Source organism: Clostridium sp. CTA-17, assembly GCF_054767895.1.
Genome location: NZ_BAAABF010000002.1, coordinates 238759 through 262392, shown reverse-complemented (window position 1 = coordinate 262392; position 23634 = coordinate 238759). Strand labels below are relative to the sequence as shown.

19 protein-coding genes and 2 riboswitches are annotated in these 23634 nt (G+C 28.3%); of the genes, 5 read left to right on the top strand and 14 right to left on the bottom strand.

The features are described 5' to 3' along the window. Positions 1-80: 80 nt before the first annotated feature. The 3 genes from ACYUCG_RS05470 to ACYUCG_RS05460 form a co-directional block, all read right to left on the bottom strand. Positions 81-989: an exonuclease domain-containing protein gene (locus ACYUCG_RS05470; RefSeq protein WP_060795853.1), complete on the bottom strand. Its 909-nt coding sequence runs from the start codon at positions 987-989 to the stop codon at positions 81-83. Positions 990-1233: 244 nt separating this feature from the next. After that, positions 1234-4155, bottom strand: coding sequence for an insulinase family protein (locus ACYUCG_RS05465; protein ID WP_460268256.1), 2922 nt, complete (start codon positions 4153-4155; stop codon positions 1234-1236). Positions 4156-4462: 307 nt separating this feature from the next. Beyond that, positions 4463-4732, bottom strand: a complete 270-nt coding sequence (locus ACYUCG_RS05460; protein ID WP_060795851.1) for a hypothetical protein — start codon at positions 4730-4732, stop codon at positions 4463-4465. A gap of 169 nt (positions 4733-4901) precedes the next feature. Between ACYUCG_RS05460 and ACYUCG_RS05455 the strand changes: the two genes are divergently transcribed. Continuing rightward, a complete protein-coding gene (locus ACYUCG_RS05455) occupies positions 4902-6053 on the top strand; it encodes an amidase domain-containing protein (protein ID WP_460268255.1) in 1152 nt (383 codons plus the stop codon). Between the two features lie 249 nt (positions 6054-6302). Here ACYUCG_RS05455 and ACYUCG_RS05450 read toward each other — a convergent pair whose 3' ends face one another. After that, positions 6303-7028 carry an N-acetylmuramoyl-L-alanine amidase gene (locus ACYUCG_RS05450; RefSeq protein ID WP_460268254.1) on the bottom strand — a complete coding sequence of 242 codons (726 nt, stop codon included), beginning with the start codon at positions 7026-7028 and terminating at the stop codon, positions 6303-6305. Positions 7029-7185: 157 nt separating this feature from the next. Here ACYUCG_RS05450 and ACYUCG_RS05445 point away from each other — a divergent pair, with 157 nt between their 5' ends. Further along, on the top strand, positions 7186-7764 hold the full coding sequence (locus tag ACYUCG_RS05445; protein WP_003481535.1) for a flavin reductase family protein: 579 nt from the start codon (positions 7186-7188) through the stop codon (positions 7762-7764). Positions 7765-7897: 133 nt separating this feature from the next. Here ACYUCG_RS05445 and ACYUCG_RS05440 read toward each other — a convergent pair whose 3' ends face one another. Further along, on the bottom strand, positions 7898-9469 hold the full coding sequence (locus ACYUCG_RS05440) for a ClC family H(+)/Cl(-) exchange transporter (protein ID WP_283677747.1): 1572 nt from the start codon (positions 9467-9469) through the stop codon (positions 7898-7900). Positions 9470-9731: 262 nt separating this feature from the next. Between ACYUCG_RS05440 and rsxC the strand changes: the two genes are divergently transcribed. Next, positions 9732-11042, top strand: a complete 1311-nt coding sequence (gene rsxC / locus ACYUCG_RS05435) for an electron transport complex subunit RsxC (protein WP_283677748.1) — start codon at positions 9732-9734, stop codon at positions 11040-11042. A gap of 13 nt (positions 11043-11055) precedes the next feature. Beyond that, on the top strand, positions 11056-12027 hold the full coding sequence (locus ACYUCG_RS05430) for an RnfABCDGE type electron transport complex subunit D (RefSeq protein WP_283677749.1): 972 nt from the start codon (positions 11056-11058) through the stop codon (positions 12025-12027). A 313-nt stretch (positions 12028-12340) separates the two neighbouring features. On the opposite strand, the gene ACYUCG_RS05425 is transcribed toward ACYUCG_RS05430, so the two are convergent. The 7 genes from ACYUCG_RS05425 to ACYUCG_RS05395 form a co-directional block, all read right to left on the bottom strand. After that, a complete protein-coding gene (locus ACYUCG_RS05425) occupies positions 12341-12598 on the bottom strand; it encodes a DUF1653 domain-containing protein (RefSeq protein WP_240298403.1) in 258 nt (85 codons plus the stop codon). Between the two features lie 127 nt (positions 12599-12725). Continuing rightward, a complete protein-coding gene (gene thiI / locus ACYUCG_RS05420; RefSeq protein ID WP_460268252.1) occupies positions 12726-13883 on the bottom strand; it encodes a tRNA uracil 4-sulfurtransferase ThiI in 1158 nt (385 codons plus the stop codon). Then, on the bottom strand, positions 13880-15025 hold the full coding sequence (locus ACYUCG_RS05415; RefSeq protein ID WP_460268251.1) for a cysteine desulfurase family protein: 1146 nt from the start codon (positions 15023-15025) through the stop codon (positions 13880-13882). Before ACYUCG_RS05415 ends, thiI begins: the two co-directional genes overlap by 4 nt. 172 nt (positions 15026-15197) lie before the next feature. Further along, entirely contained in the window at positions 15198-15635 is a 438-nt protein-coding gene (locus ACYUCG_RS05410) for an ACT domain-containing protein (protein WP_003454663.1), read from the bottom strand. A 380-nt stretch (positions 15636-16015) separates the two neighbouring features. After that, the gene (locus tag ACYUCG_RS05405) at positions 16016-18595 is read right to left on the bottom strand and encodes an alpha-mannosidase (protein WP_460268250.1); all 2580 of its coding nucleotides are present in this window, start codon (positions 18593-18595) and stop codon (positions 16016-16018) included. Positions 18596-18703: 108 nt separating this feature from the next. Next, positions 18704-19285, bottom strand: a complete 582-nt coding sequence (locus tag ACYUCG_RS05400) for a GNAT family N-acetyltransferase (RefSeq protein WP_240298406.1) — start codon at positions 19283-19285, stop codon at positions 18704-18706. A 38-nt stretch (positions 19286-19323) separates the two neighbouring features. Beyond that, positions 19324-20163: a homocysteine S-methyltransferase family protein gene (locus ACYUCG_RS05395; RefSeq protein ID WP_460268249.1), complete on the bottom strand. Its 840-nt coding sequence runs from the start codon at positions 20161-20163 to the stop codon at positions 19324-19326. Between the two features lie 243 nt (positions 20164-20406). Between ACYUCG_RS05395 and ACYUCG_RS05390 the strand changes: the two genes are divergently transcribed. Continuing rightward, entirely contained in the window at positions 20407-21135 is a 729-nt protein-coding gene (locus tag ACYUCG_RS05390; RefSeq protein ID WP_060795840.1) for a lysophospholipid acyltransferase family protein, read from the top strand. 42 nt (positions 21136-21177) lie between these two features. Here ACYUCG_RS05390 and ACYUCG_RS05385 read toward each other — a convergent pair whose 3' ends face one another. Both ACYUCG_RS05385 and ACYUCG_RS05380 read right to left on the bottom strand, forming a co-directional pair. Next, positions 21178-22566, bottom strand: coding sequence for an alanine/glycine:cation symporter family protein (locus tag ACYUCG_RS05385; protein ID WP_003454676.1), 1389 nt, complete (start codon positions 22564-22566; stop codon positions 21178-21180). A 76-nt stretch (positions 22567-22642) separates the two neighbouring features. Beyond that, positions 22643-22724, bottom strand: a riboswitch (glycine riboswitch). A 2-nt stretch (positions 22725-22726) separates the two neighbouring features. After that, positions 22727-22805, bottom strand: a riboswitch (glycine riboswitch). A gap of 65 nt (positions 22806-22870) precedes the next feature. Next, positions 22871-23527, bottom strand: a complete 657-nt coding sequence (locus tag ACYUCG_RS05380; RefSeq protein WP_460268248.1) for an HDIG domain-containing metalloprotein — start codon at positions 23525-23527, stop codon at positions 22871-22873. Positions 23528-23634 lie beyond the last annotated feature (107 nt).

Genomic DNA, 23634 nt, shown 5'->3' with positions numbered 1-23634 from the left:
AATAACTTATTGTTAACAATAGCAAAAATAGCCCCTAAATGAGCTATTTATTAATATTTAGATCTAAAATTAAAGTTTATTTATTCTATTATAGATAAAAATTCCTCTTCATTTATTATCTTAATATCAAAATTTTCTTTTATTAAATTTTCTGCTTTTTTTAATTTAATACTCTTTTCATTTTCTTTTAATTTATTTAAATCCTTAATTCCTGTAATTAAGTAATTTGTCTTTTTACTTACAGAACTTGAGACAAAACCACCACATCTTATTACATTTCCTATGGCTTCCCCTCTAGACATAGAACTTAAAGGTCCTGTAAAAACTACATTTTTGCATTTTAAAGATATTTCTCCCTCTTTCTTCTTTTCTTTAAGTCTTAAATTGCTTGAATATTTACATTCACCCTTTCTTCCCGAAGATTTATATCCATTTTCATAAACAGCACCTATTCTTATGGCAAGCTTATCCGAAAGCTCTTCAACTGATTCTATATCTAAATCTTTGCATATATTAAGTAATATATTAGCACAAGCCCTCGCATCTTCCCCTGCATGGTGATGAGAAAATTCAAAGCCTAAAGCTTCACTTACAGTTCCTAATTTATGATTTGGTAATGATTTATAATAATTCTTTGCCATAACTACTGTACAGGCATACTCAAAGTCTGGATAAGGTATATCATAAAAATCCAAAGTTTTTCTAAGAACACTAATATCAAAAGCTGCATTATGAGCTATTACTAAATTTCCATCTATGTAATCTTTTATTTCTTCCCATATTTCATTAAAAGTTCTCTCATTTTCAACATCCTCTGGTCTAATTCCATGTATCCATATATTCATGGGCTGAAATCTCATTTCACAAGGCTTTATTAAAAAATATTTTTCTTCAACAATTTTATTATTCTTAACAACAGTCAATCCAATAGAACAAGCACTATTTCTTTTCTCATTAGCAGTTTCAAAGTCTATTGCAACAAAATCCATTTATGTCTTTCTCCCTTTCTATGTAACAATAAACAATATTATATCACATTTTATTTTATTATTTTAATTTATTTAAATGTAATTCAAAATAAAAAGACCTTACTGTAGAAATAAAATATTTCAAATACAATAAGGTCTAAAATTATTCTTTAAGACTATTTTTTAAGTTATATTTATAGATTAAAATTAATATTTACAATTAAAGTTCTAAAAATAAAATTACTTCTTAATAAAGATTTAAAATCTATTTAATTACACTTTTAATATTATTAAATAGCTCTTTATTTTCTTTTATCTTTTCTTCATTACCTAGTACACAGATGTAGTCTTCCTTCATTAAGTCTTTAATCATAGGTGCAAAACTCTTAATTTTTTCTACATCTGCATTTATAATTTCTTCTCTTTCCTTTTGAAGATCTTCATAAGTAAAGTTGCTTAAGTAATATGAAACTGCTATGTCACCTTTTATTCCATTGCTTATAGGCTGATCATATTTTCTTATTGTACCTATAATGTATTTAGTCATTTCTCTTTCATCAGCTTCAAAATCATTTAAATAATTAGGTATATTATCATAAGCTTCTAAAGTACTTACTATATTAGGGTCTCTATATGAAACTATATATGCTCCGCCATCTCTTCTAAAGTTAGAGAATACTCCATAAGCTCCACCTTTAACCCTTACGGCATTCCATAAGTAGTCAAAGCCTAGAATACTTTCTAATAAAGATAGGGCACCAGAATACTTATATCCATGAGCTTTATAATTTCCACCCTTAGCTACATATTGTACATTTCCTTGAGTTAAAAGTCCTTCATTTTTCTTTCCTAACTCAAAAGTATATTCTTCTTTTTTAAAATCATTATTATTTATTTTACTTATTAAATATTTTACTTTTTCCTTAAAGTTGTCATATTCCTCTTCTTTTCCTGAATAACTTATAAGCATATTTCTCTTATTAAAGATTAAGTCTCTTACCTTTTTTAAGCTATCTGATATGATGGATTTTTTATTTTCCTTCTCTATATTTACTAGAAAATCATAATAATCTAATCCACTTATTTTTTCATCATAAGCTCCTCTATTTGTGCAATATGATAAAACTTTTTTCATAGCTATTCTATGACCACTATCAAATATAGCACCTTCTAATCTAGCTCTCTTTTCTCTAATTATTTGCATAATTCTGTCCATATCATCTAAGTCAGTATGATTTACAATCTCATCAACTAATTCTATAGCTTTATTAGTCTTGCTGCTTAATGCTTTATATGAAATTTCTAAATATGGTCTAAACTCATTATTTTTCTTTAGATTAGCAAAAGTTATAGCCCCAAAGCTTATTCCACCTGTACTTATATTTATAGCGTTTGATAACTTAGAATAATCATAATTTTCTGTTCCACACTTACCTAATATATCACATAGCAATCCAACATAAGGTATTAAATCTTGAGGAACACTATTTGTATTAAAGAAGAAATTAACATAGTCTATTTTATTACTATGGAAATCATGGTGTAATGTTGTAATTCCATCTATCTCTTTCTCTTCTGTAGGAATTTTAGTTGCTTCTTTGTCTATATCCTCTAAAGATAGCATAGGAATACTTTCTAAATCTTCTTTTTTATCAGGTGTACTTTGTCTTTCTTTTAACTTTTTACAATTATCAATTATTTCATTTAGAGTCTTTTCATCAAAACCATTTTTAATCTCTTCTAACTTTTTCTTTAATTCAGCAGATTTTTTTTCATTTATTCCTTTTTCAGGATGAAGAGAAACAAGTGAAGAGTGAGTATTATTTATCATATATCTTTCAATTAAATCTTCAAAGTAATTGCTTGTTAAAGCAGATTTTATTTTTTCAAGATTTTTTTCATATTCTAAATGAACATATGGATCCCCATCATAAAGCCAACTATCCATAACTTTTAAATAATAAATTAATCCATTAGGATAAGAACCATAATCTCCTTCTCTTAATTCAAATTCAACTCTATTTATGGAAGCTTCTATAAGTTCTTTATCTATTCCATTTTCAACTAAATCCTTTAAAGTATCCATTACTACTTTTTTAAATTCTTCTTCTTTGTTTAGCTCTGCATTCTTAACTAAAACAGTAAAGGCTGATTGTTTAGTTGAGTTATCAAAGTCTCCTGATACAGCTTTCCCTATACCTGCATCTATTAATGCTTTCTTTAATGGGGCTGCTGTACTTCTTGTTAGAAGATATGCTAAAACATCAAAAGCTAAGCCTTTTTCTCCATCTGTGGCATCTCCAATTACAAAGTTTAAACTATAATAACTTTTATGATTTAAATCTTCACTTTCAGCTATTCCATAAGTAAAACTTTCTTCTTTCATACTTTCAAAGGATTTTTGTTCTTTTATTTCTGAATCTATCTCTTTATATTCAAAATTCTTTAAATATTCTTCATTTATAAAGTCTAACTCTTTTTCAGTATCTCCATTACCATATAAGAAAATATATGAGTTTGATGGATGATAATATTTCTTATGAAATTCTACAAACTCTTCATAAGTTAAATTTGGTATTTCATCAGGATCCCCACCTGAAGATAAGGCATAACAAGTGTCTGGATATATTGTTTGAGGAATCTTTCTATAAAGTATAGAATCTGGAGATGAGTATGCCCCTTTCATCTCATTATAAACAACACCATTATACTTTAATTCATCTTCCTTATTTTCTATATAATAATGCCATCCCTCTTGCATGAATATTTCCTTATGCTTATATATATTGGGATATAATACAGCATCTAAGTAAACATCCATAAGATTCATAAAGTCTTTTTCATTTCTTGATGCTACTGGATATATTGTTTTATCTGAATATGTCATAGCATTTAAGAATGTATTTAAAGACCCTTTTAAAAGCTCTACAAAGGGTTCCTTAGTATTAAATTTTCTAGAACCACATAAAACTGAATGCTCTAAAATATGAGGAACTCCTGTACCATTAGTTGGAGGAGTTCTAAAACCTATTGCAAAGCACTTATTATCATCTTCACTTAGGATTTTTATAAGTTTAGCCTTAGTTTTTTCATGCTCAAACCTTAAACCTACTCCACCTATTTCATTTAAATTTTCTATGTTTAAAAGTTTAAATCCACTATAAATATTGTTCTCTTTAAAATTCATTTTTCACACTCCTATGGAAAGGTATTTTGTTAATATGTTTATTTTAATAATTGTACCATAATTACCCTATATTAAAAAGTTTGCCAGTATAGATTTATTTATTTCCAAATAGCTTTCAATTTATTTAAATTTATTCTTATATTTTGTTTAAGAGAATGTTAATTTCTAAATAAAAAAAGAAATGATATAACTAAATCTATATCATTTCTCTTTTAGCTTAAGATTATTCTTTATGGTTAATTAAATTATATTAAGTTTACTAATATTCCTTTTTAAAATATTGAACTAAAAATTATATATATAATTTTTATAGTATTCCAAAATATCTAGCAATAACATATAAAATTATTGCTCCACCACCTAAAAAGCTAACCTTTGCATTTCTTTGGTTATTAGCCATAACTTTTTCAAATATTCCTCTAGCTATAAGCAAACCTCCAGCTGCTACACCAACCCATTGATTTGTTGTAAACCATTCCGGATTAAGGTATGTATAAAAGTATCCGATTACAAGTGGGAAAATAAAACATCCAAAAATACTTCTTATAAATGGAATTTTTCCTTTTACTAATTTCATCTTATGTAATTCTCCTTTACTCTCTTATTACATATTAATTTTATCAACATTTTTAAAAATTTAAAAGCATATATCTATTATTAAGTTAATATTTACTTTTATTTATTATTTTTTTTAGTTATTCATCATATACATTATTGAATTATGTATTAAAAATAGGAGGAACTTAATGAAAAGAAAACAAAAAATATTATTAGTGACTTCTTTATCCCTAATAGTATTATTAGCCTTATCCATATATGTATCCTTAAATAAAAAGAAAACTTCAGCATTTTCAGAAGCCATAAATTTATTAAAAGAACCTGATCAAAAGGAAGATGATGAATTAAAGGGGAAATTTGAAGAAGTACTTCAAGACTTATTTAAAAATAGAAATATAGCTATATTAAATAATGATTTAGAAGAATTAAAAAAATTTTATGATTTACAAAAAAAGCCTAGTCTTTGGGCATATGAAAGTGAAAGTAAAAAAGTTAAGTATTTGAATAACTGGTCTCAAAAACAAGGAGTTGTATTTAATGAAATAAAATCAAAAACTGAAATAAGAAAGGCTAGAGAAAGAGAAAAGGACTTATACGGAATAATATGTGTTGTTTCAAGTGAATTTACATATTATTATCTTAATGATCCGCTTAAAACTAATACCTTTAGATTAGGTACTTATCACTATTTAAATTTAAAAGATGAGGGAGATAGATATATTATCACTAAAGAATGGTACACTGATCCTTTTGCTGATTCTCTAGATTTAAATAATATAAAATCTGATGAAATTAAATCCTATATTTTAAATAGTTCTAGTCCATCTTATTCACCTGATGAAAGAACTCAGAAATCTATAGATTATGCACACACCTATTGTGGAGCAGCCGCAGATGATGAACTTGGTTTTAACTATAATAAAAAATACACAGACTTTAACCCTCAAGGAGGAGACTGTGCAAACTTCGCCTCTCAAATCCTTTTTGAAGGTGGTGGATTTAAGAAAAATTCAACATGGAACTATTCTGATGGTGAAGGTTCTAAGGCTTGGGTAAATGCTCAAGCATTTAAAAATTACATGGTTAATAGTGGACGTGCATCCTATATTGCTAAGGGTAAATATTCAGAAATATATAAAGCTGCCTATAACTTAAGACCTGGTGATTTTGTTGCTTATGAAAAAAATGGACGAATAACTCATATTTCAACAGTTACAGGATTAGATAGTAAAGGTTATCCACTAGTAACTTGCCATAACACAGATAGGCTTCTTGTTCCTTTTGATTTAGGTTGGAGCAATGACAATATACGCTTTCACCTAGTAGATGTTTATTATTAATTTAGATATAAAAATGATGTGTATTAAAATAACTAAGAAATAAAACTTATAAATATTATGAAGAGAATATCTGAATAAGCTTTAGAATTTAAGCTATTACGTAGAATAATTCACCTTAAGAAGCGAAGCTGTTTGACCAGCGAGAGTTCTGAGCTTTAGTAAATCATTTGAAGTAATAGCTATAAATTCTTAGCGTAATTCAGTAATTCTCAGAATATATTTATAAGTTTTATATATATCATTTCTTAACTATAGTTCTAATGTATATTTTTCTAAGGACTTAACTATTAAATCAGCTATTTTCTGTTGATATAACTTATCTCCTAATAAGGCATCATCTTCCCAATTGCTCATAAATCCCATCTCTAAAATTATTACAGGTATTTGTGACCAATTAAATCCAGTCATATCTTTTCTTTCAAAAACTCCATTAACTTTTACTCCCCCCTCTTTCAGTGTTTCACATAAAATTTCTCCATATTTCTTACTTTCTTCATATATACCTTTTAACTCCTTTGTTTCAGAAGAAGGAATTAAAATTGAGGCTCCTCTTTTTCCTGAATTATTTGACCCATCACAGTGAAGTTTTATTGAAATATCTGCCTTTGATGTATTTCCTATTTCTGCCCTTTCTCTATTGCTTAAGGTAACCTGATTTTTTTCTCTTGTCATAACTACTTTATAGCCTTCTCTATTTAAAAGCTCTTTTAAGATCATAGCTACTTCTAAGTTTATTTCATATTCCTTATTTTTTGTACCAACTCCAGCTGTTCCTGAAGATACTCTAGGCTTTTTTTGATTAGACCAAGGTGCTATAGGTTCAAGCTTGCTATCTCCTTTTTCTTGATGCCCTGCATCAATACATATAGTAACCTCTTCTTTTTCTTTTCCTAAAACTTTCTCTCCCAGTAAAGTAGTACTAACTAAATTTACTAAAAGAAAAATTCCTAATAAAAATATAAATCTCTTTTTCATAATAAAAATCCTTTCTAGTATTTAAATAATAAATAGTATTTCTCTAAATACTAAAAAATATTATTCACTAGTTTTACATATAAATTTTTCATGTTATAATTTTAAAGTCTTAAATTATGTCTAATAAAGAATTTAATATAAATTAAAGGAGATACATATGAAAAAAGTTAATTTTAAGGGAAGTGTAATGTTAAATCCTACTCCAGTAGTTCTTGTTACTTCTAAAAATAAAGAAGATAAAGTAAATGCTTTTACTGTTGGTTGGGTTAGCACAGTTTGCACTAAACCTCCAATGATTGCCATGGGAATAAGACCGGAAAGATTATCCCATGAATATATAAAAGAAAGTGAAGAATGTGTTATAAACTTACCATGTAGAGATATGGTTAAATTTGTTGATTTTTGCGGTGTTAAATCTGGAAGAAAAGTTGATAAAATTAAACACTTTGGATATGCCCTTGATAAAGGAATAGCTGTAAGTACTCCTTCTATTGAAAAAGCACCTGTAGCTTTAGAATGTAAGCTTAAATCTATAACACCTTTAGGTACACATGACATGTTTTTATTTGAGGTTCTTAATGTAAAAGTTGATGAAAGTCTTATAGATGAAAAGGGAAAGATTCATTTTAATAAGGCTAATTTATTAGCATATAGTCATGGAGAATATTTTGGTCTTAATTCTAAACCACTAGGTTCTTTTGGTTATTCAATTAAGAAAAAGAAAAAATCAAGATAGTATTCCTAACTAATATTCAAAAAGACACTAGGAGAATTTGTGCAAATAAATTTTCCTAGTGTCTTTCTAAAATTCTTATATAAGTTTCTTCATTCTCTTTTTTAAATTTAGTATTATCTTTTCATATGTATAATTAAATTTCTTCTTTAGCAGATGTTAAGAATTGAATTTCTTCTAAAACAGAGCTTGCTCTGCTCTCATCAACCATAACCACTAAATAATCTCCACTTTGTATTTCAATAGAACCTTTAGGGATTATTTCCTTATTTCCCCTTTTTATTGCAACTAAAAGTGCTGTTTCTGGCCAATTAACATCTTTTATTTCTTTTCCTTCTGCTTCACTACCAAGTTCTACACCAACCTCTAGTAGAGTTTTATTATTAGAAGGTTCTTCTACTTCTGAACCAGCCTTTTCTATCCACCTTTCTAATAAAGATTCATATATTGGTTCACTTTTTAGTAAGTCAGATGTTACATATGAAATTATTACAACTACAGATAAAGCTAGCATATGTTCAAAAGAACCAGTCATCTCTGTAATAAGTATTATACCTGTAATAGGTGCCTTTACTATTGAAGCAAAGTTACCTGCCATGGCTAATATTATAAAATCTATTATATATTGATTTGGAACTCCAAATGCATTACAACTTACTATTCCAACTATATTACCTACTACTGCACCTAAAAGTAATAGTGGGAAGAATATACCACCAGGTGTACCTGCACCAAAACTTATAATAGTTAATAAGAATTTAATCAAAAGCACAGCTAAAAGAAGCTTTATTGGAAAGTTCTTAGTTGCTAAATCCATTATAAGTTCATGTCCACCACCTAGTATTATTGGTGCGAAAATACCTAATATACCTGTTAATAAGAAAGGAATCATTACCTTAACTTCTACAGGAACCTTTTTAAACTTTCCATATAAACTTTGTACTTTTAAAATTCCCTTTGAGAATATTGCACCACCTATACCTAAAAGTACTCCTAATATTATTAATACCCAGTAATATTTCAAAGGTAATACAGGTACATTCTCCATTCCTAAGCTAGGATTCATTCCTAAAAATTGTTTTGAAACAAAATCAGATACTAAGGATGCTGCCATTGCAGAAACTAAAACTAAAGGTGAGAAACTCTTATGTACCTCTTCTAAGGCAAATATTACCCCTGATAAAGGTGCATTAAATGCTGCTGCTAAACCAGCTGAAGCACCTGAGGTTATTAAATATTTTTTCTCTATATTTATTCTTTTTAAACCATTACTAAATCCTTCTCCTACAGCGGCTCCCATTTGTACTGATGGGCCTTCTCTACCTAAAGATAATCCAGCTCCTAAGGAAATTACTCCTCCTAAGAACTTATAAATTAAAATCTTTAGCCAGTTCATTTTAAGTTTACCAATTAATTCTCCTTCAACTTGAGGAATACCACTTCCTGAAATCATAGGCTCTCTTCTAACCATAAATCCAACAAGTGCTCCTAAAATAGCTAATATAACTAAAACTATAAGCATATTAGTTATACTTAATGCTGCCCATGCATAAAGCTTTTTAAAAAGTGGAAATAAGTAATTAACAATAATTCTATTTAGCACCAAAACTAAAGAACATAAAAGTCCTATGGCAGCGCCTTCTAGAACTAATTTAAATCTTAAATCCTTTCTATGTGACAGTACTTTTTTCGTACTCTCATTACTCAAAGATTTCCCCTCCTCACACTTAACATTTTATTAACATATTTATTATACCCTTATGTTTTTACAGATTCAAATTTAATTAAACTTCAATTTTAAATTATTTTTAAAAAAAATCTCCTTGTAAACATTATCCTCTCCTTATAGCAATAGTTTTACATAATTTTATTCCTTTAATATAAAATCTTATTAATCAAAAATATGTAATTTATTAAAAATTTTATACATAGTATTAAAATATGAAGATTATATGAAAGGGTGTGTATACATGAGTCTTTTTACCTTTAAAAAAGGACTTCATTTACCTTATAATAAAGAACTTACTAAGGATAAAAGTATAGAAGTTTTCGAACCTAAAAAAGAATTAATTTTCCCACTTTCTCAACATATAGGAGCACCCTGTGAACCTATAGTAAAAATTGGCCAAAAAGTTTTGGTAAATGAAAAAATAGCTGATTCTTCAGCCTTTGTTTCTTCTCCTATTCACTCTAGTGTATCTGGAACTGTAAAAGATATTAGAGAAATTCAATCTATGAATGTATCTAATGTAAAGGCAATAATCATAGAAAATGATTCTAAATATGAAAAATCTCCAAGGGAAAATCCTAAGTATTCTAGTGAACTTTCTCTAAAAGATGTGGTTAATCTAGTAAAGGACTATGGCATAGTTGGTCTTGGTGGAGCTACCTTTCCTTGTCATGTAAAACTTAATGTTCCAGAGTATAAAGAGGTTGAATATATAATTATAAATGCAGCTGAATGTGAACCTTATTTAACCTGTGATCATAGAGTTATGCTAGAATATACGAAAGAAATAGTTGGTGGCTTAAAAATCCTTTTAGAGCTTTTTCCTAAGGCATTAATCTACATAGGTATAGAAGACAATAAATCAAACGCCATAGATAAGTTTAAAAGTATTTTAGGAGAAGAAGCTAGAATTAAGGTAATGCCATTAAAAACTAAATATCCTCAAGGCTCTGAAAAGCACTTAATTTATGCTTTAACTGAACTTCAAGTTCCCTCTGGAAAACTTCCTTTAGATGTGGGATGTATTGTTCATAATGTATCTACCATATATCAATTATATAATAGTTTAATAAATGGATTACCTTTAACAGAAAGAGTTGTAACAGTAACTGGTGATGCTATAAGATCCCCTAAAAACGTAAGAGTTAAAATTGGAACACCGATAAAGGATATAATTGGATTTTGTGGTGGATTTATAAATAAGCCAAGTAAAATAATATTAGGTGGACCAATGATGGGAGTTGCTATAAATTCTTTAGATATACCTATTACAAAAGGTACCTCTGGTATTCTATGCTTATCTAAAGTTGATACTTCTCCTAAAAGTCATTGCATAAGATGTGGGAAATGTTTAAATTCATGTCCAATGAATTTAATTCCTCAAAAATTAAATGAGCTGGCTTTAAAAAATAAATTAGATGAATTTCAATACTTTGGTGGAATGGATTGTATAGAATGTGGTTGCTGTACATTTTCCTGTCCTGCAAAAATTTCTATAGTCAATAACATTAGAAATGCTAAAAAATCTCTTAGAAATAAATCTAAAAAGTAAAGAGGTGAAAAGAATGGTTGATACAAAACAAGAATCTATGGAATCCTTAATATTAAGCGACAACAATCTTTTGGTTGATTCATCTCCTCACATAAAAGATAAATCATCAACACAGAGCATAATGAGAGATGTTTTAATAGCTCTCATTCCAACTTCCTTAGTTGGAGTATTAGTTTTTGGATTAAGAGCAATTTTTATAATTGCAACCTGTGCTATTTCAGCTGTAATTTCTGAATATGCTTTTCAAAGAATAACAAAAAAAGAAATCACCATAAAAGATTTAAGTGCTATTGTTACAGGAGTTTTACTTGCTTTAAATTTACCTATTAATACTCCCCTTTGGGTGGCATGTATTGGATCAATTATTGCCATAGTATTAGTAAAACAAATTTTTGGTGGTATAGGATGTAATTTTATGAATCCAGCCTTAGCAGCTAGAGCTTTTCTATTAGCAGCTTGGCCTGAAAGTATAAGTATCTTCACATTAGATGGAGTTACTACAGCTACCCCTTTAGCTTTACTAAAAAGTGGACAAGGAAATCTTCCTCCTTTAAGCAATGCTTTTCTTGGAAACATTGCAGGATGTATAGGAGAGGTTTCTGCCCTAGCTATATTAATTGGTGCTTTATACTTACTTTATAGAAAAGTAATAACATGGCATATTCCTGTTGTTTATATTAGTACAGTTTTAATATTAACCACTATTATAGGTAGAAATGGTTTCTTAAGTGGAAATGGAATTTATGAAATCTTTACAGGTGGGTTATTTTTAGGAGCATTTTTCATGGCAACTGATTATGTAACTTCTCCAATGACAAAGAAAGGGCAAATTTTATTTGCTTTTGGCTGTGGACTTATAACTACTTTAATAAGGATATTTGGTGGTTATCCTGAAGGGGTGTCATACTCAATTCTTCTTATGAATTTACTTGTACCTGTTATTGATTATTATATTAAGCCTAAAGCTTTTGGTAATGAAAAATAATTTTTAATTTTGTATATAACTTAATATATTTGACAATAATATTAGCTGTAGGGTTATTTAATCTATACAGCTGTTCCTATATAATATTTCTCTACTTTAGAGGGTTGATTTAAAACTAAATTCTAAAATGTACGCGTTATTATTTTAGGGTTTTAAATTTCTCTAAACTCATTTTTCGTTATGGCTAATCTGCTATAACCTCTTATTCATTAAGATAGCTCAGAATTATTCTAGAATACTTTCTGAGCTATTACGTTTATTTTATATTAACTTTACATATAACTTTAAGAGCTATTAATAAATCCTAAAATTATTATTTTCTATTTAAGCTTTCAACTTCAAATTCTTGAAATCTATATTTCTGTCCTGTAGGATTTTCTTTTTTCTCTGGAACTTCCTCTAAAAACATATCATAAGGTCTTACAAATTGGCCACAATCTCCATATAGAGCTCTATATAATACCATTTTTTCTCCACTTTCTGAATGAGTAACTACTCCCTCTACTAAGTAAAGATCACCTTTAAAGTGTCTAAATATTTTCCCTATACTTTTTTCAATATTTCTATCCATAATAACTCCTCCTAAAAAACAAAAGGGTTTGTATCAAAATTTAGTAATAAAACTTATTTTGAAACATTCCCTTTTATTTTATATTTAGTTTCTTTAAAATACAATAAATAAGCTTATATAAAACTAATTATTCAAATATGAAAGTTTCCATTTCATCAATAGCCTTATTTACTAAAGCTTCTATATCAAGCTTTCTTTCTGCTATTATCATGTCCTTAACTCTAGGCTTAGTCTTTGGATGTTTTGGTACAAATATTGTACAACAATCTTCATATGGGAGTATTGATGTCTCATAAGTATCTATATCTCTTGCAATATCCATTATATCTTCTTTATCCATAGCTATTAGAGGTCTAAATACAGGTCTATCAGAAACATCATTACTTACTATAAGTCCTTCCATAGTCTGAGATGCCACTTGCCCTATACTTTCTCCAGTAGTTATTGACTGTATTTTCTTTCTTTCAGCAAGTTCACAAGCCACTCTCATCATGAATCTTCTCATTATTATTGTTAATTCATCTTCCCTACACTTCTCTATGATATCCATTTGTATTTCTGTAAAAGGAACCACATAAAGAGTTATTTTTTCTGTGTATCTTCCTACTATTTTTGCTAATTCCTTAACCTTATCCTTGGCTCTTTCTGAAGTGTATGGATGAGAATGATAATATACACAATGAGTTTCAACTCCTCTTCTAGCCATTAAATAAGCTGCTACTGGTGAATCAATTCCTCCTGATAACATAACCATAGTACTTCCGTTCATTCCATATGGTAAGCCTCCTACAGCTTTTATTTTATCTTTATCAGTAAATACATAAGCATTTCCTCTTATTTCTACATAAAGCTTACACTCTGGATTATGTATATCAACTTCTATTTCATCCCCAAGTTCTGAAAGGATATATCCTCCAACAGCTCTTGAAACCTCCATAGAATTCATCGGGAATTTTTTATTAGCTCTGTTTGTCTCTACCTTAAAACTCTTAGCATTACTTTCCTTAATTTTCTTTAATCCCTCTTCTTTTATTGAATCAAAGTCCCCTTCAACCTGAGTAACTAAGCAAAGTTCTTTAACTCCAAAAACCTTTTTTACCCTTTCAATAACTCCATCTAAATCTTCTGATTTTATGAACCATCTATTTTGATCTGTTATAAATTCATGATCTATATCTTTTAACTTTTTTCTTATATTTTCTTTTAATTTTCTCTCAAACTTATTTTTATTAAGCCCCTTTAAAAATATTTCTGAGGCATATTTTACCAAAATTAAATTATTCATATTTTTATTCTCCTTAAAAATTTTAAAGCTTTTTCTAATGAAGCTATTGTGTAATCAACTTCTTCTAAAGTGTTATATCTAGAAAAGCTAAATCTTATAGCTCCTTGAATGCACTTTGGTTCTAATCCCATGGCATTTAATACATAACTTCCCTTGGCTACGGCCGTTTTTGAAGAACAGGCTGAACCTGTTGAAACAAATATATTATCCTCCTCTAACATGTGAAGTAAAACCTCTGATCTAGTTCCTAAAAAAGAAACATTTAATATGTAAGGACTATATTCTTCACTACTAGGGGTATTTATTACTACATTTTCTATTTTAGAAAGTCTTTCTATAAAATACTCCTTAAGATTTTTTACATGATTATAAGAATCTTCTAAGTAATCATAGGCAATATCCATAGCTTTTACCATGCCCATATACGAAGGAGTATTTTCTGTTCCTGCCCTTAATCCTCTTTGTTGTTCTCCACCAGTTATTAAGGATTTTAAATTTAATCCCTTTCTCATATACATGAATCCAACACCCTTTGGTCCATGAAACTTATGAGCTGAAACAGAATAAAAATCTATGTTACATGCCTTAACATCAATTTCAAATTTTCCAAAACCCTGTACTCCATCTACATGAAATTTTGCTCTTTTACTTTTTTCTTTAATTAATCTTCCTATTTTCTTAATCCTTTGTATGCTTCCTACTTCATTGTTAACCTGCATTATAGATACTAAAACCGTATTTTTATTTATTGCTTCTTCTAATTCTTTTAAATCTATAAATCCTTTATTATTAACCTTCAAATACGTTACACTTACACCTTGCTTTTCTAATTCCCTATAAGTATTTAAAACACTAGAATGTTCAAAGGTTGTAGTTATAATATGATTATTTTCTCCAACTAATCCTTTAATAATCATATTATTGCTTTCACTTCCTCCTGAAGTAAATATTATTTCTTCCTTAGAAGCATTTATTTTTTTTGCAATACTTTCTTGAAGCTCTTCAATCTTTCTTTGCATCTTTACCCCTAATTTATGTAAAGATGATGGATTACCCCAAAATTCATCCATAGCATAATAAACTTCATCTCTAACTTCCTTTAAAGGCTTAGTAGTAGCACTATTATCAAAATAAACTTCCATATTCACCCTCCTTATACTTATATAATTTCTATTAAATCATTATATATACACATTTCTTATATCATATTAATTATTAAACCATAATAATTATCCTTATCAAAAACATTTTCTACCAAATAAATAAATTTCAAAAAAAATTCCTAACTTAGATTATTCTAAGTTAGGAATTTTTCTATTCCATGGCAACAAATTCTACTTTTTCAACACCATGAACTAATTCTATTTCATTTAACATTTCCTTTATATCACACTTCATAGTTGATATGTCTATTGTGAAACTTACATGAGCTAAACCATGTATAGGCAGCCCTTGATCTATTGTAAGTATATTTCCCCCAACATCTGATAATATATTTAAAACGGATGATAAAACTCCCTTTTCATGAGTAACAACCATATTAAATATAACTTTTCTACCTTGAAGGGTTTCTGCAAATTCAAATATATAGTCTTTATACTTATAATAAACACTTCTACTAATACCAGCTTGCTTTGCAGCTTCTGTTATCTCTTTAACTTTTCCTTCTTTTAAAAGTCTTTTAGCATTTATTACCTTTTCAAAAACTTCTGGTAACACTCTTTTATCTATAACTAATAAATTTCCTTCCATTGGAACTATTCACCTCTTTACATCTATAAAATATCCAAAATCCAAGTAAAATAACAGCCCTCTTTTATTTGCCACTTATTAAAATACCACCTATAATTAATATTTTCAATAAAAAACATCATTTATAGATTAAATTTAAAAATACTTTAACACTAAAATAAAAGTATTAATTAAAATATTTTAATTGTATTTATTTTAATATAATTACATATAATTTTTAAATACTCTATATATGATAAAATCAAGGTTTTAAGCTTTAATCATATACACACCTCAAGTATATCATCATGTTTTTCAAAATACAACTGTTCTCTAATAAAAGACACATCAAATTAATAAAGAGGATATATCAAAAGATATATCCTCTTATTAATTCCTTATTAAAGCACTATTTCAAAAGTTTTTATTTGTTTCTTTGAAATAATTCCATTAATAGCATTTTCTTTTACTTCTAGTTTTTCTATAAGTTCTTCATTTAAGTTAACTTCATTTATTTCTTTAACATCTCTATTAACTTTTATTTGGAAGTTTTCTTCCTTATCAGAAATATTAAATATTCTTACTATTATAGAATCACCCTCTTCAGCTTTCTTAAAGGCTGATAAAACTACATTTTCTCCCTTAATTGAAACTAAAGAATCCTCTGCTTTGAAATCTCCTTGAAGTGCTAACATTGGAGTATTTAAGTTATATGCTTCTTCGTAAGCTCTTTCTCCAGTATAATCTCCTTCATGAACTATTATTGAATATTCAGCAACATTCTTTCCTAAACATTGGGCCTCTGGTGTTGGGAATACTCCCCAATCTCCTAACTCTCCAACAGATCTTAATATTGTTAAAGCTATAGTATTTTCACCATCTCTTAATACCTCATATTCAGGTAATCCCATGTTAGCAATCATAAGTCCAACTTTTCCGTCATTTACATCAACAAAGTTTGTTTGTTTTTGACAGTTAGATGGATTTTGCCATCCTTCCCATGGAGTTGTTTCTCTTTCTATAACATCAAAATGTCCCTCTGCAAAATGAGTGCTTGCTTCTATTCCAGTTGGGAATAATGCTCTTACTCTATGATCCTTTGCAGTATTTTCTATTTCAACTTTAATATCAATTCTCTTAGAAACTTCACTTAATACTATAGTAGAAACTAACTTAATTTCAGTCATTTCTTCTACTCTTCTGCTTTCTTTCTTAATAGCTTTTACTGGTACTTCTAAAGTATTCTTAACTTCTATTACTTTTTCTACTTCATTATCTTTTAATACATTAATACAAGCCTTATTTCCTAAAGTATTTACTACTAAATCTTTCTCTGGAGCTCTAAAGATGTATTCATCTCCTATATCTCCACAATCTTCAAAGACATTTAAATTCTTATACTCTTTATTTGTTCCTTTATGAATTAAATCAAATGTACCATTTTCATTGAACTTTAATGAGAAGAATTTATTTTCAAAAGTTAAATCTTGAGAAACTTCTTTTTCTTCTATCTTTTCACATGGAACTATTTTAAATGATTTTAATCCTAAAGCTTTTATATTATTAGCTAAGAATTTAACCTTAAATCTATTTACATACTCAGGTTGTCTAAATCTATTATTTGGAAGAGTATATTTAAATGTTTCGCCTAAGGCTTCAACTACTAATGGAACTTCCTCTCCATTTTCTGTAACAACCTTGAAGTTTTCTATGCCTGATTCTTTATTTACATCAACTGTGGCCTCTACTACTTCACTTCTATCCCATCCTAATGTATTAAATACAACAATGCTTTCTCTATCAGTAGTAGTTCCATTTACTAGATTTAACATATGCTCAGTACTTCTATCTATCATTTCTTCTGATATTTGCATACTAGATTTAAATCTTGTTACCATATCTTGATGAACTTCATCAATACTACATCCACAAATTGAATCATGAGGATGGTTTTGAATTAAATATTTCCATGATTGAAGTATGAAATCACTTTCATATTTCTTTCCTTCTAGTGAAGCCATAACTCCTAAAGGTTCAACATATCTTTCTAAAAGAACTTGAGACTTATTATTCATTTGCTTTAAGTAAAGTCTTGATGAAGCTGTGTTACATAGAGTCCACCAGCCATCTGTATATTGACCATTTAATTCTCCTGTAACTTCTTTTAAATCTTTAACTTCTTTCTTAACATCTTCTATATAATCAACTAAATTACTATGAACTAATTCAAAATCAACATCTTCTTTTACATTATCTATTATGTCACCAACATTTGTTTGAACTGGTTGATGATCACATCCATTCATTAATAATATCTGATTTGTTGTAGCATACATATCTGCTTTATTAACTCTATCATTTAAAAATTCAATAGCTTCTTTTTTACCTGCTGGAATTTCATTACCATTGCTATACCAGTTAGCCATAAGTATTCCTAAAACTTCTGATCCATCTGGTGATTTCCATAATACCTCTGAGTGATATTCATTTTCTCCTGCTTCTTCAACCTTTTGGTTATCAAAAGCTATTGGAGTTATTCCTCTACCGAATACTGCATTATCTATTCCAAATCCTCTTAGTATTTGAGGTGCTTGAGATATATTACCAAAAGAATCTGGGAAATAACCTATTTTTACTGGGTTTCCAAATCTTTTTGCAAATCTCATTCCTAAAAGCATATTTCTTACATTTGCTTCTGCACTTATTAAATATTCATCTTGAAGAACATACCATGGTCCTACATGAAGTCTTCCCTCTTCTATAAGTTTCTTTAATCTATCAAACATATATGGCTTTATTTCTAAATAATCATCTAGAGCTATAGTTTGTCCATCTAAATGGAAATATTTAAAATGCTCATTATTCTCTAAGGTATCTATTAATGAATCCATAAAATCTACTAATTTAACTCTATGTTTTTGAAATGGTATATACCATTCTCTATCCCAATGACTGTGGGAAACTACATGTACTTTTTTCATACCTAACCTCTCCTTATCTAAAGTTCATTAACCTATACCTAGATTATATACGTTTACAAAGCATTCATTCAATTTTCAATCTTATATGTTTAGTGGACTTTTTATAGATTATTTAATTTTAATATCACTTTTTATTAGTGAATAAACACATATATTAATATATTCACCTTTACTCTTGTTATAATAATGCTCTCTTAAAATTCCATCCCTATTAAATCCTAACTTCTCTGATAGTTTAACTGATGAAATATTATTGCTATCAATCATGGCTATAATTCTATTCATATTTAAAATTTTAAATGCAAAGTTTTCTATAGCCTTAATACACTCTGAAGCAACTCCCTTTCTCCAAAAATTCTTTTCTATTGTGTAACCAATCTCAGTATTATTAGAATAAAAATCTATATTATAAAGACCTATATCTCCAATAAATGCTTTACTTTCTTTATTTATTATAGCCCACCTTATTCCCTTTTTCTCCTTGTACATTAACTTAATCTTTTTTAAATAAAATTCAACTTGTTTTTCAGGATCATAAACTTCTGTTCCTGAAAATTTCATTATATCCTCATCCGAAAATAAACTAATGAAATGATTCTTATGCTTTTCTTCTATTTCTTTAAGTATAAATCTTTCAGTCTCAATAATAGGAAATTCTAAAAAAACTTTTTCTCTCTTATTTTCACCCATAATTATATCCCCTTATTATACTATTATTCTTTTATACTCTATTTCAAATTACAAATAGCTCTTATATATTCTGGAGTTGTTCCACAGCATCCTCCTATTATATTAACTCCCTTTTCAAGGGCTCTTTTAGATAAATTTTTAAATTCTTCTGGAGTCTGCTCATATATAAGTTCTTCCCCTTCTTTTTTTGGTATTCCTAAATTAGCCTTTATCATTATAGGAAGATTTGTATTTTTTTTAAGTATATCTAAGGCCATTAGTATTTCTTCGTACCCTGTACAATTTATTCCTAAAGAATCTACTCCTAAAGTCTCTAAAGTTGAAACAATATTTTTTATAAAATTAGGAATATCCTTTTTCCCAGCTAAAGTAAATGAACATATAACCGGCTTATCTGTTAAAGTTTTTGCTTTTTTAACTGCAAATTCACCTTCCTTTAAACTTCCTAAGGTTTCAAAAATAACTAAATCAAATTTATCTTTTGAAGCATTAATTATTCTTTCAGTATTTTCATAAACAATTTCTTTAAAAGAAGAATCATTTTCTTCTATATAATATGAAAGAGGTCCTATATCTAAAGCAACTAAACCTCCATCTCCACATGCTTTTTTAGCAATATGAATTCCTGCCCCCACAACTTCCTCTAAATTATAATTATTCCTTTTTGCATTTATAATATTACACATAAATGTATTTGAAAGTATTAAGTTAGCTCCAGCATCTATATACTCTCTATGAATTTTTTCTATTAATTCAGGCTTTTTAATATTTAAAAGTTCTGATGGAGTATCTTTTAAATTTACTCCTAATTCCATTATTCTAGTTCCCATAGCTCCATCTGCTATTATTACTCCATTCTTCAAATCTAACTTTTTCATCTTAATGTATTCTCCAATCAAAGTAATTTATATTCTAAAATAAGTTATTATGCTTTATTTTTTATTTAAATTATCTAAAACAAAACATTCCTCTATTTTTGTAAATTATATTCTATAAAAAAGAAATAGTAAATATCAACACTTTTTTATTATTACTATCTACAAAATAAATTCCATATTTGATATTTTTTAAAAACTGTTATAATATTACTTAGTACTAGTAATATTAAAGGGGCGAAATATATGTTTAGATCTATATATTGGTATGGAAAAGGATATGCCTGGACATTAATAAAATCCTTATCTGATATAAAAAAAATAAATAAAATGGAAGAGGAAGGTAAGCTTGAGGAAAGAGATGAATACATATATCAATGCAGTAGAAGAATAGCTCATACTTTTCTTAAGGATGCTGGAATAGAAGTTAATGTTGAAGGTTTAGAGAATATTCCTGATGGACCTGTTCTTTTCGTTTGTAACCATCAAAGTAATATGGATATTCCTGTAATTATGTACTCTATTGATAGACCAAAGGGATTTATAGCAAAAAAAGAACTTGAAAAAATGCCTATATTAAAAGATTGGATAATACTTTCAAAGGCCATATTTATTGACAGAGAACATCCTAAAAAAGCTATGGCAGGTATTCTACAAGGAATTAAACAATTAAAAGAAGGATATTCAATGGTTGTTTTCCCAGAGGGAACAAGAAGTCAATGTAGTAAAATGGGAGAATTCAAAGCTGGTAGTTTTAAATTAGCTACTAAACCAAAGGTTCCTATAGTTCCACTTACAATTGATGGAACATATAAAATAATGGAAGGAAATCATTATTTCATAAAACCTGGTAAAGTAAATCTTTATATTCATCCACCAGTTTATACTGATAAACTTACAAAGGAAGAAATTACAGAGCTTCCTGAAAAAGTTGAAAATATAGTTAGAAGTAAACTTCCTAATAACGGAAGATAAAAAAATCCATGAGTAAAATTTACTCATGGATTTTTATTTATATTAATTTAAAACAGTTCCTTCTAATTCTGCACTCTCTTCACTTAAAGCTTTTTCTCTAAAGAATTCCTCTGTTTCTTCTATTACTACTTTTCTTAATCCAATAATACCTACAAGGTTTGGAATTGCCATTAATCCATTAACAATATCTGCAATTATGAATATTAATGTTAATGGTAAGAATGATCCTATAGCAACTAAAATTATATATAAAATTCTATATGGTTTTATAGCTTTTATTCCAAATAAATACTCAATGCATCTTTCTCCATAATAGTTCCATCCTAATATTGTAGTAAACGCAAAGAACATAAGTCCTATATTAACTATATATGTTCCTATATTACTTATAGGAAGTCCTATTTCAAAGGCCTGTGTTGTAAGTGCTGCTCCTTCTAAACTTCCACTATAAGCACCAGTAAGAATTATTACTATACCTGTCATTGTACAAATAAGAATTGTATCAAAGAATGTACCTGTCATTGAAATAAGTCCTTGCTTAACTGGAGACTTAGTCTTAGCTGCCGCTGCTGCTATTGGAGCACTTCCAAGACCAGCTTCATTAGAAAAAACCCCTCTAGCTATTCCACTTTTCATTACAGTTATTATGCTAACTCCTACAGCTCCGCCTAAAGCAGCCTTAGGATTAAAGGCACTTTCAATAATTATTGATACTGCATGTGGAACCTTATCTAGATTAAAAGCTATAACAATTAAAACTCCTAATATATAAAGTCCTGCCATTAAAGGAACTACCTTTTCTGATACGCTAGATATTCTTTTTATTCCACCTAAAATTACTAAAGCCACTAATAAAGTTACTACTCCTGCTGTAACAATTGTAGGAACATTAAATGTAATACTTGCTGCATCAGTTATGGACTTAACTTGTCCAAAAGTTCCTATTCCTAATAAGGCTACACCAATTCCAAAGAAAGCAAAAATATTAGCTAGCCAATTTAAACCAAGTCCATTTTTTATATAGTACATTGGTCCACCAGCCATTTGACCATTTTCATCTACAACCCTATACTTTATAGCAAGTACACCTTCTGCATATTTAGTTGCCATTCCAAAGAAAGCAGCTACCCACATCCAAAATAATGCTCCTGGTCCCCCTGCCTTTATAGCAGTGGCAACCCCAACTATGTTTCCAGTACCTATAGTAGCTGAAAGAGCTGTACATAAGGCTCCAAAACTTGAAACATCTCCTTCTGCATCCTCACAAGAAGATTCCTCATCTTTTTTAAATACATACTTTAAGGCTAATGGTAATTTTAAAATTTGTAATAATTTTAGTCTTATAGTCAGGTATATTCCTGTTCCTACAAGCAGCATAAGAAGTGGCACTCCCCATACTAAATTGTCGATTTGATTTAATAAGTTTTCCATAAAAAAAAATCCTCCTTAAATTTAAATTTGCGGAGGAGAATAAGGATACTTAAAAAATTTAAGTAACTAACCTTATCCTCTGTCCTTTTACCTGAGAGTTTCAGTCAAAAATTTGACCTTGCTCCTTCGGTGCTCTTTTTCAAGAGTCTCTCCAGAGGCTCGTCCAGTAACGGTCCTAATACCTGAAAGATTTCCCTCTTCGGTGGATATTTAAAATATCACTCTCCCATTACCTTCATCCGAACATATTGAATTTTAATTTATAATAGACATTATATAAGTAATTATTATAAAAATCAAATACTTATTTTCCCAAAACATATAATTTTTCATAATTTTTATTAGTTTTATCATTAATTTTAATTATAAAATCATTTATTGAATCTAAGATTTTTTTCTTATCTTCTAAAGTCTTTTTCCCTCTTCCAACTCTATCACAATAAGTCAATAAGGCTATATCATGAAGATCTGACTTTTTAACCATATCTTCTGGTTTTACAAAGGGTAAATTTTTATCTATGTAAAGATAAGACATATGATATCTAACTAAATTACTTACTTCACTTATAAATTCCTCTTCATCTGTAATCTCTTCTAATATTTCTTTTGAAAGTTTCGCTCCTATCCTATCATGATTGTAAGCAGTCCATCTTCCCTTTCTCATTTTAGTAGTATCTCTCTTTCCAATATCATGAAGTAAAGCTGCCCACATAAATTCTCTTTTATTATTAGCAAGATATCTTAAACTGGCTGCTTCATCTAAAACTTGCATTGTATGAATCCATACATTTCCTTCTGGATGGTGTTTTTTCTCCTGCTTAACCTCTTCTAAATCCCTTAGTATTTCTAAAAAAGATCCTTCTAAAAGTTTCTTTTCTTTTAAATAATTTAAAAATTCTGATGGATTCTTATCTTCTAAAATATGCTTTTCTAAAATTTCAAATAATTCTTTATCATTCATATATAAACTCCTAAACTTTTAATAATTAAAATTTATTTTTAATTTAACTTAATTATATTTTACCACCAATAATTTAAATTCATTCTTTTATTAATTGTCAGAAAATT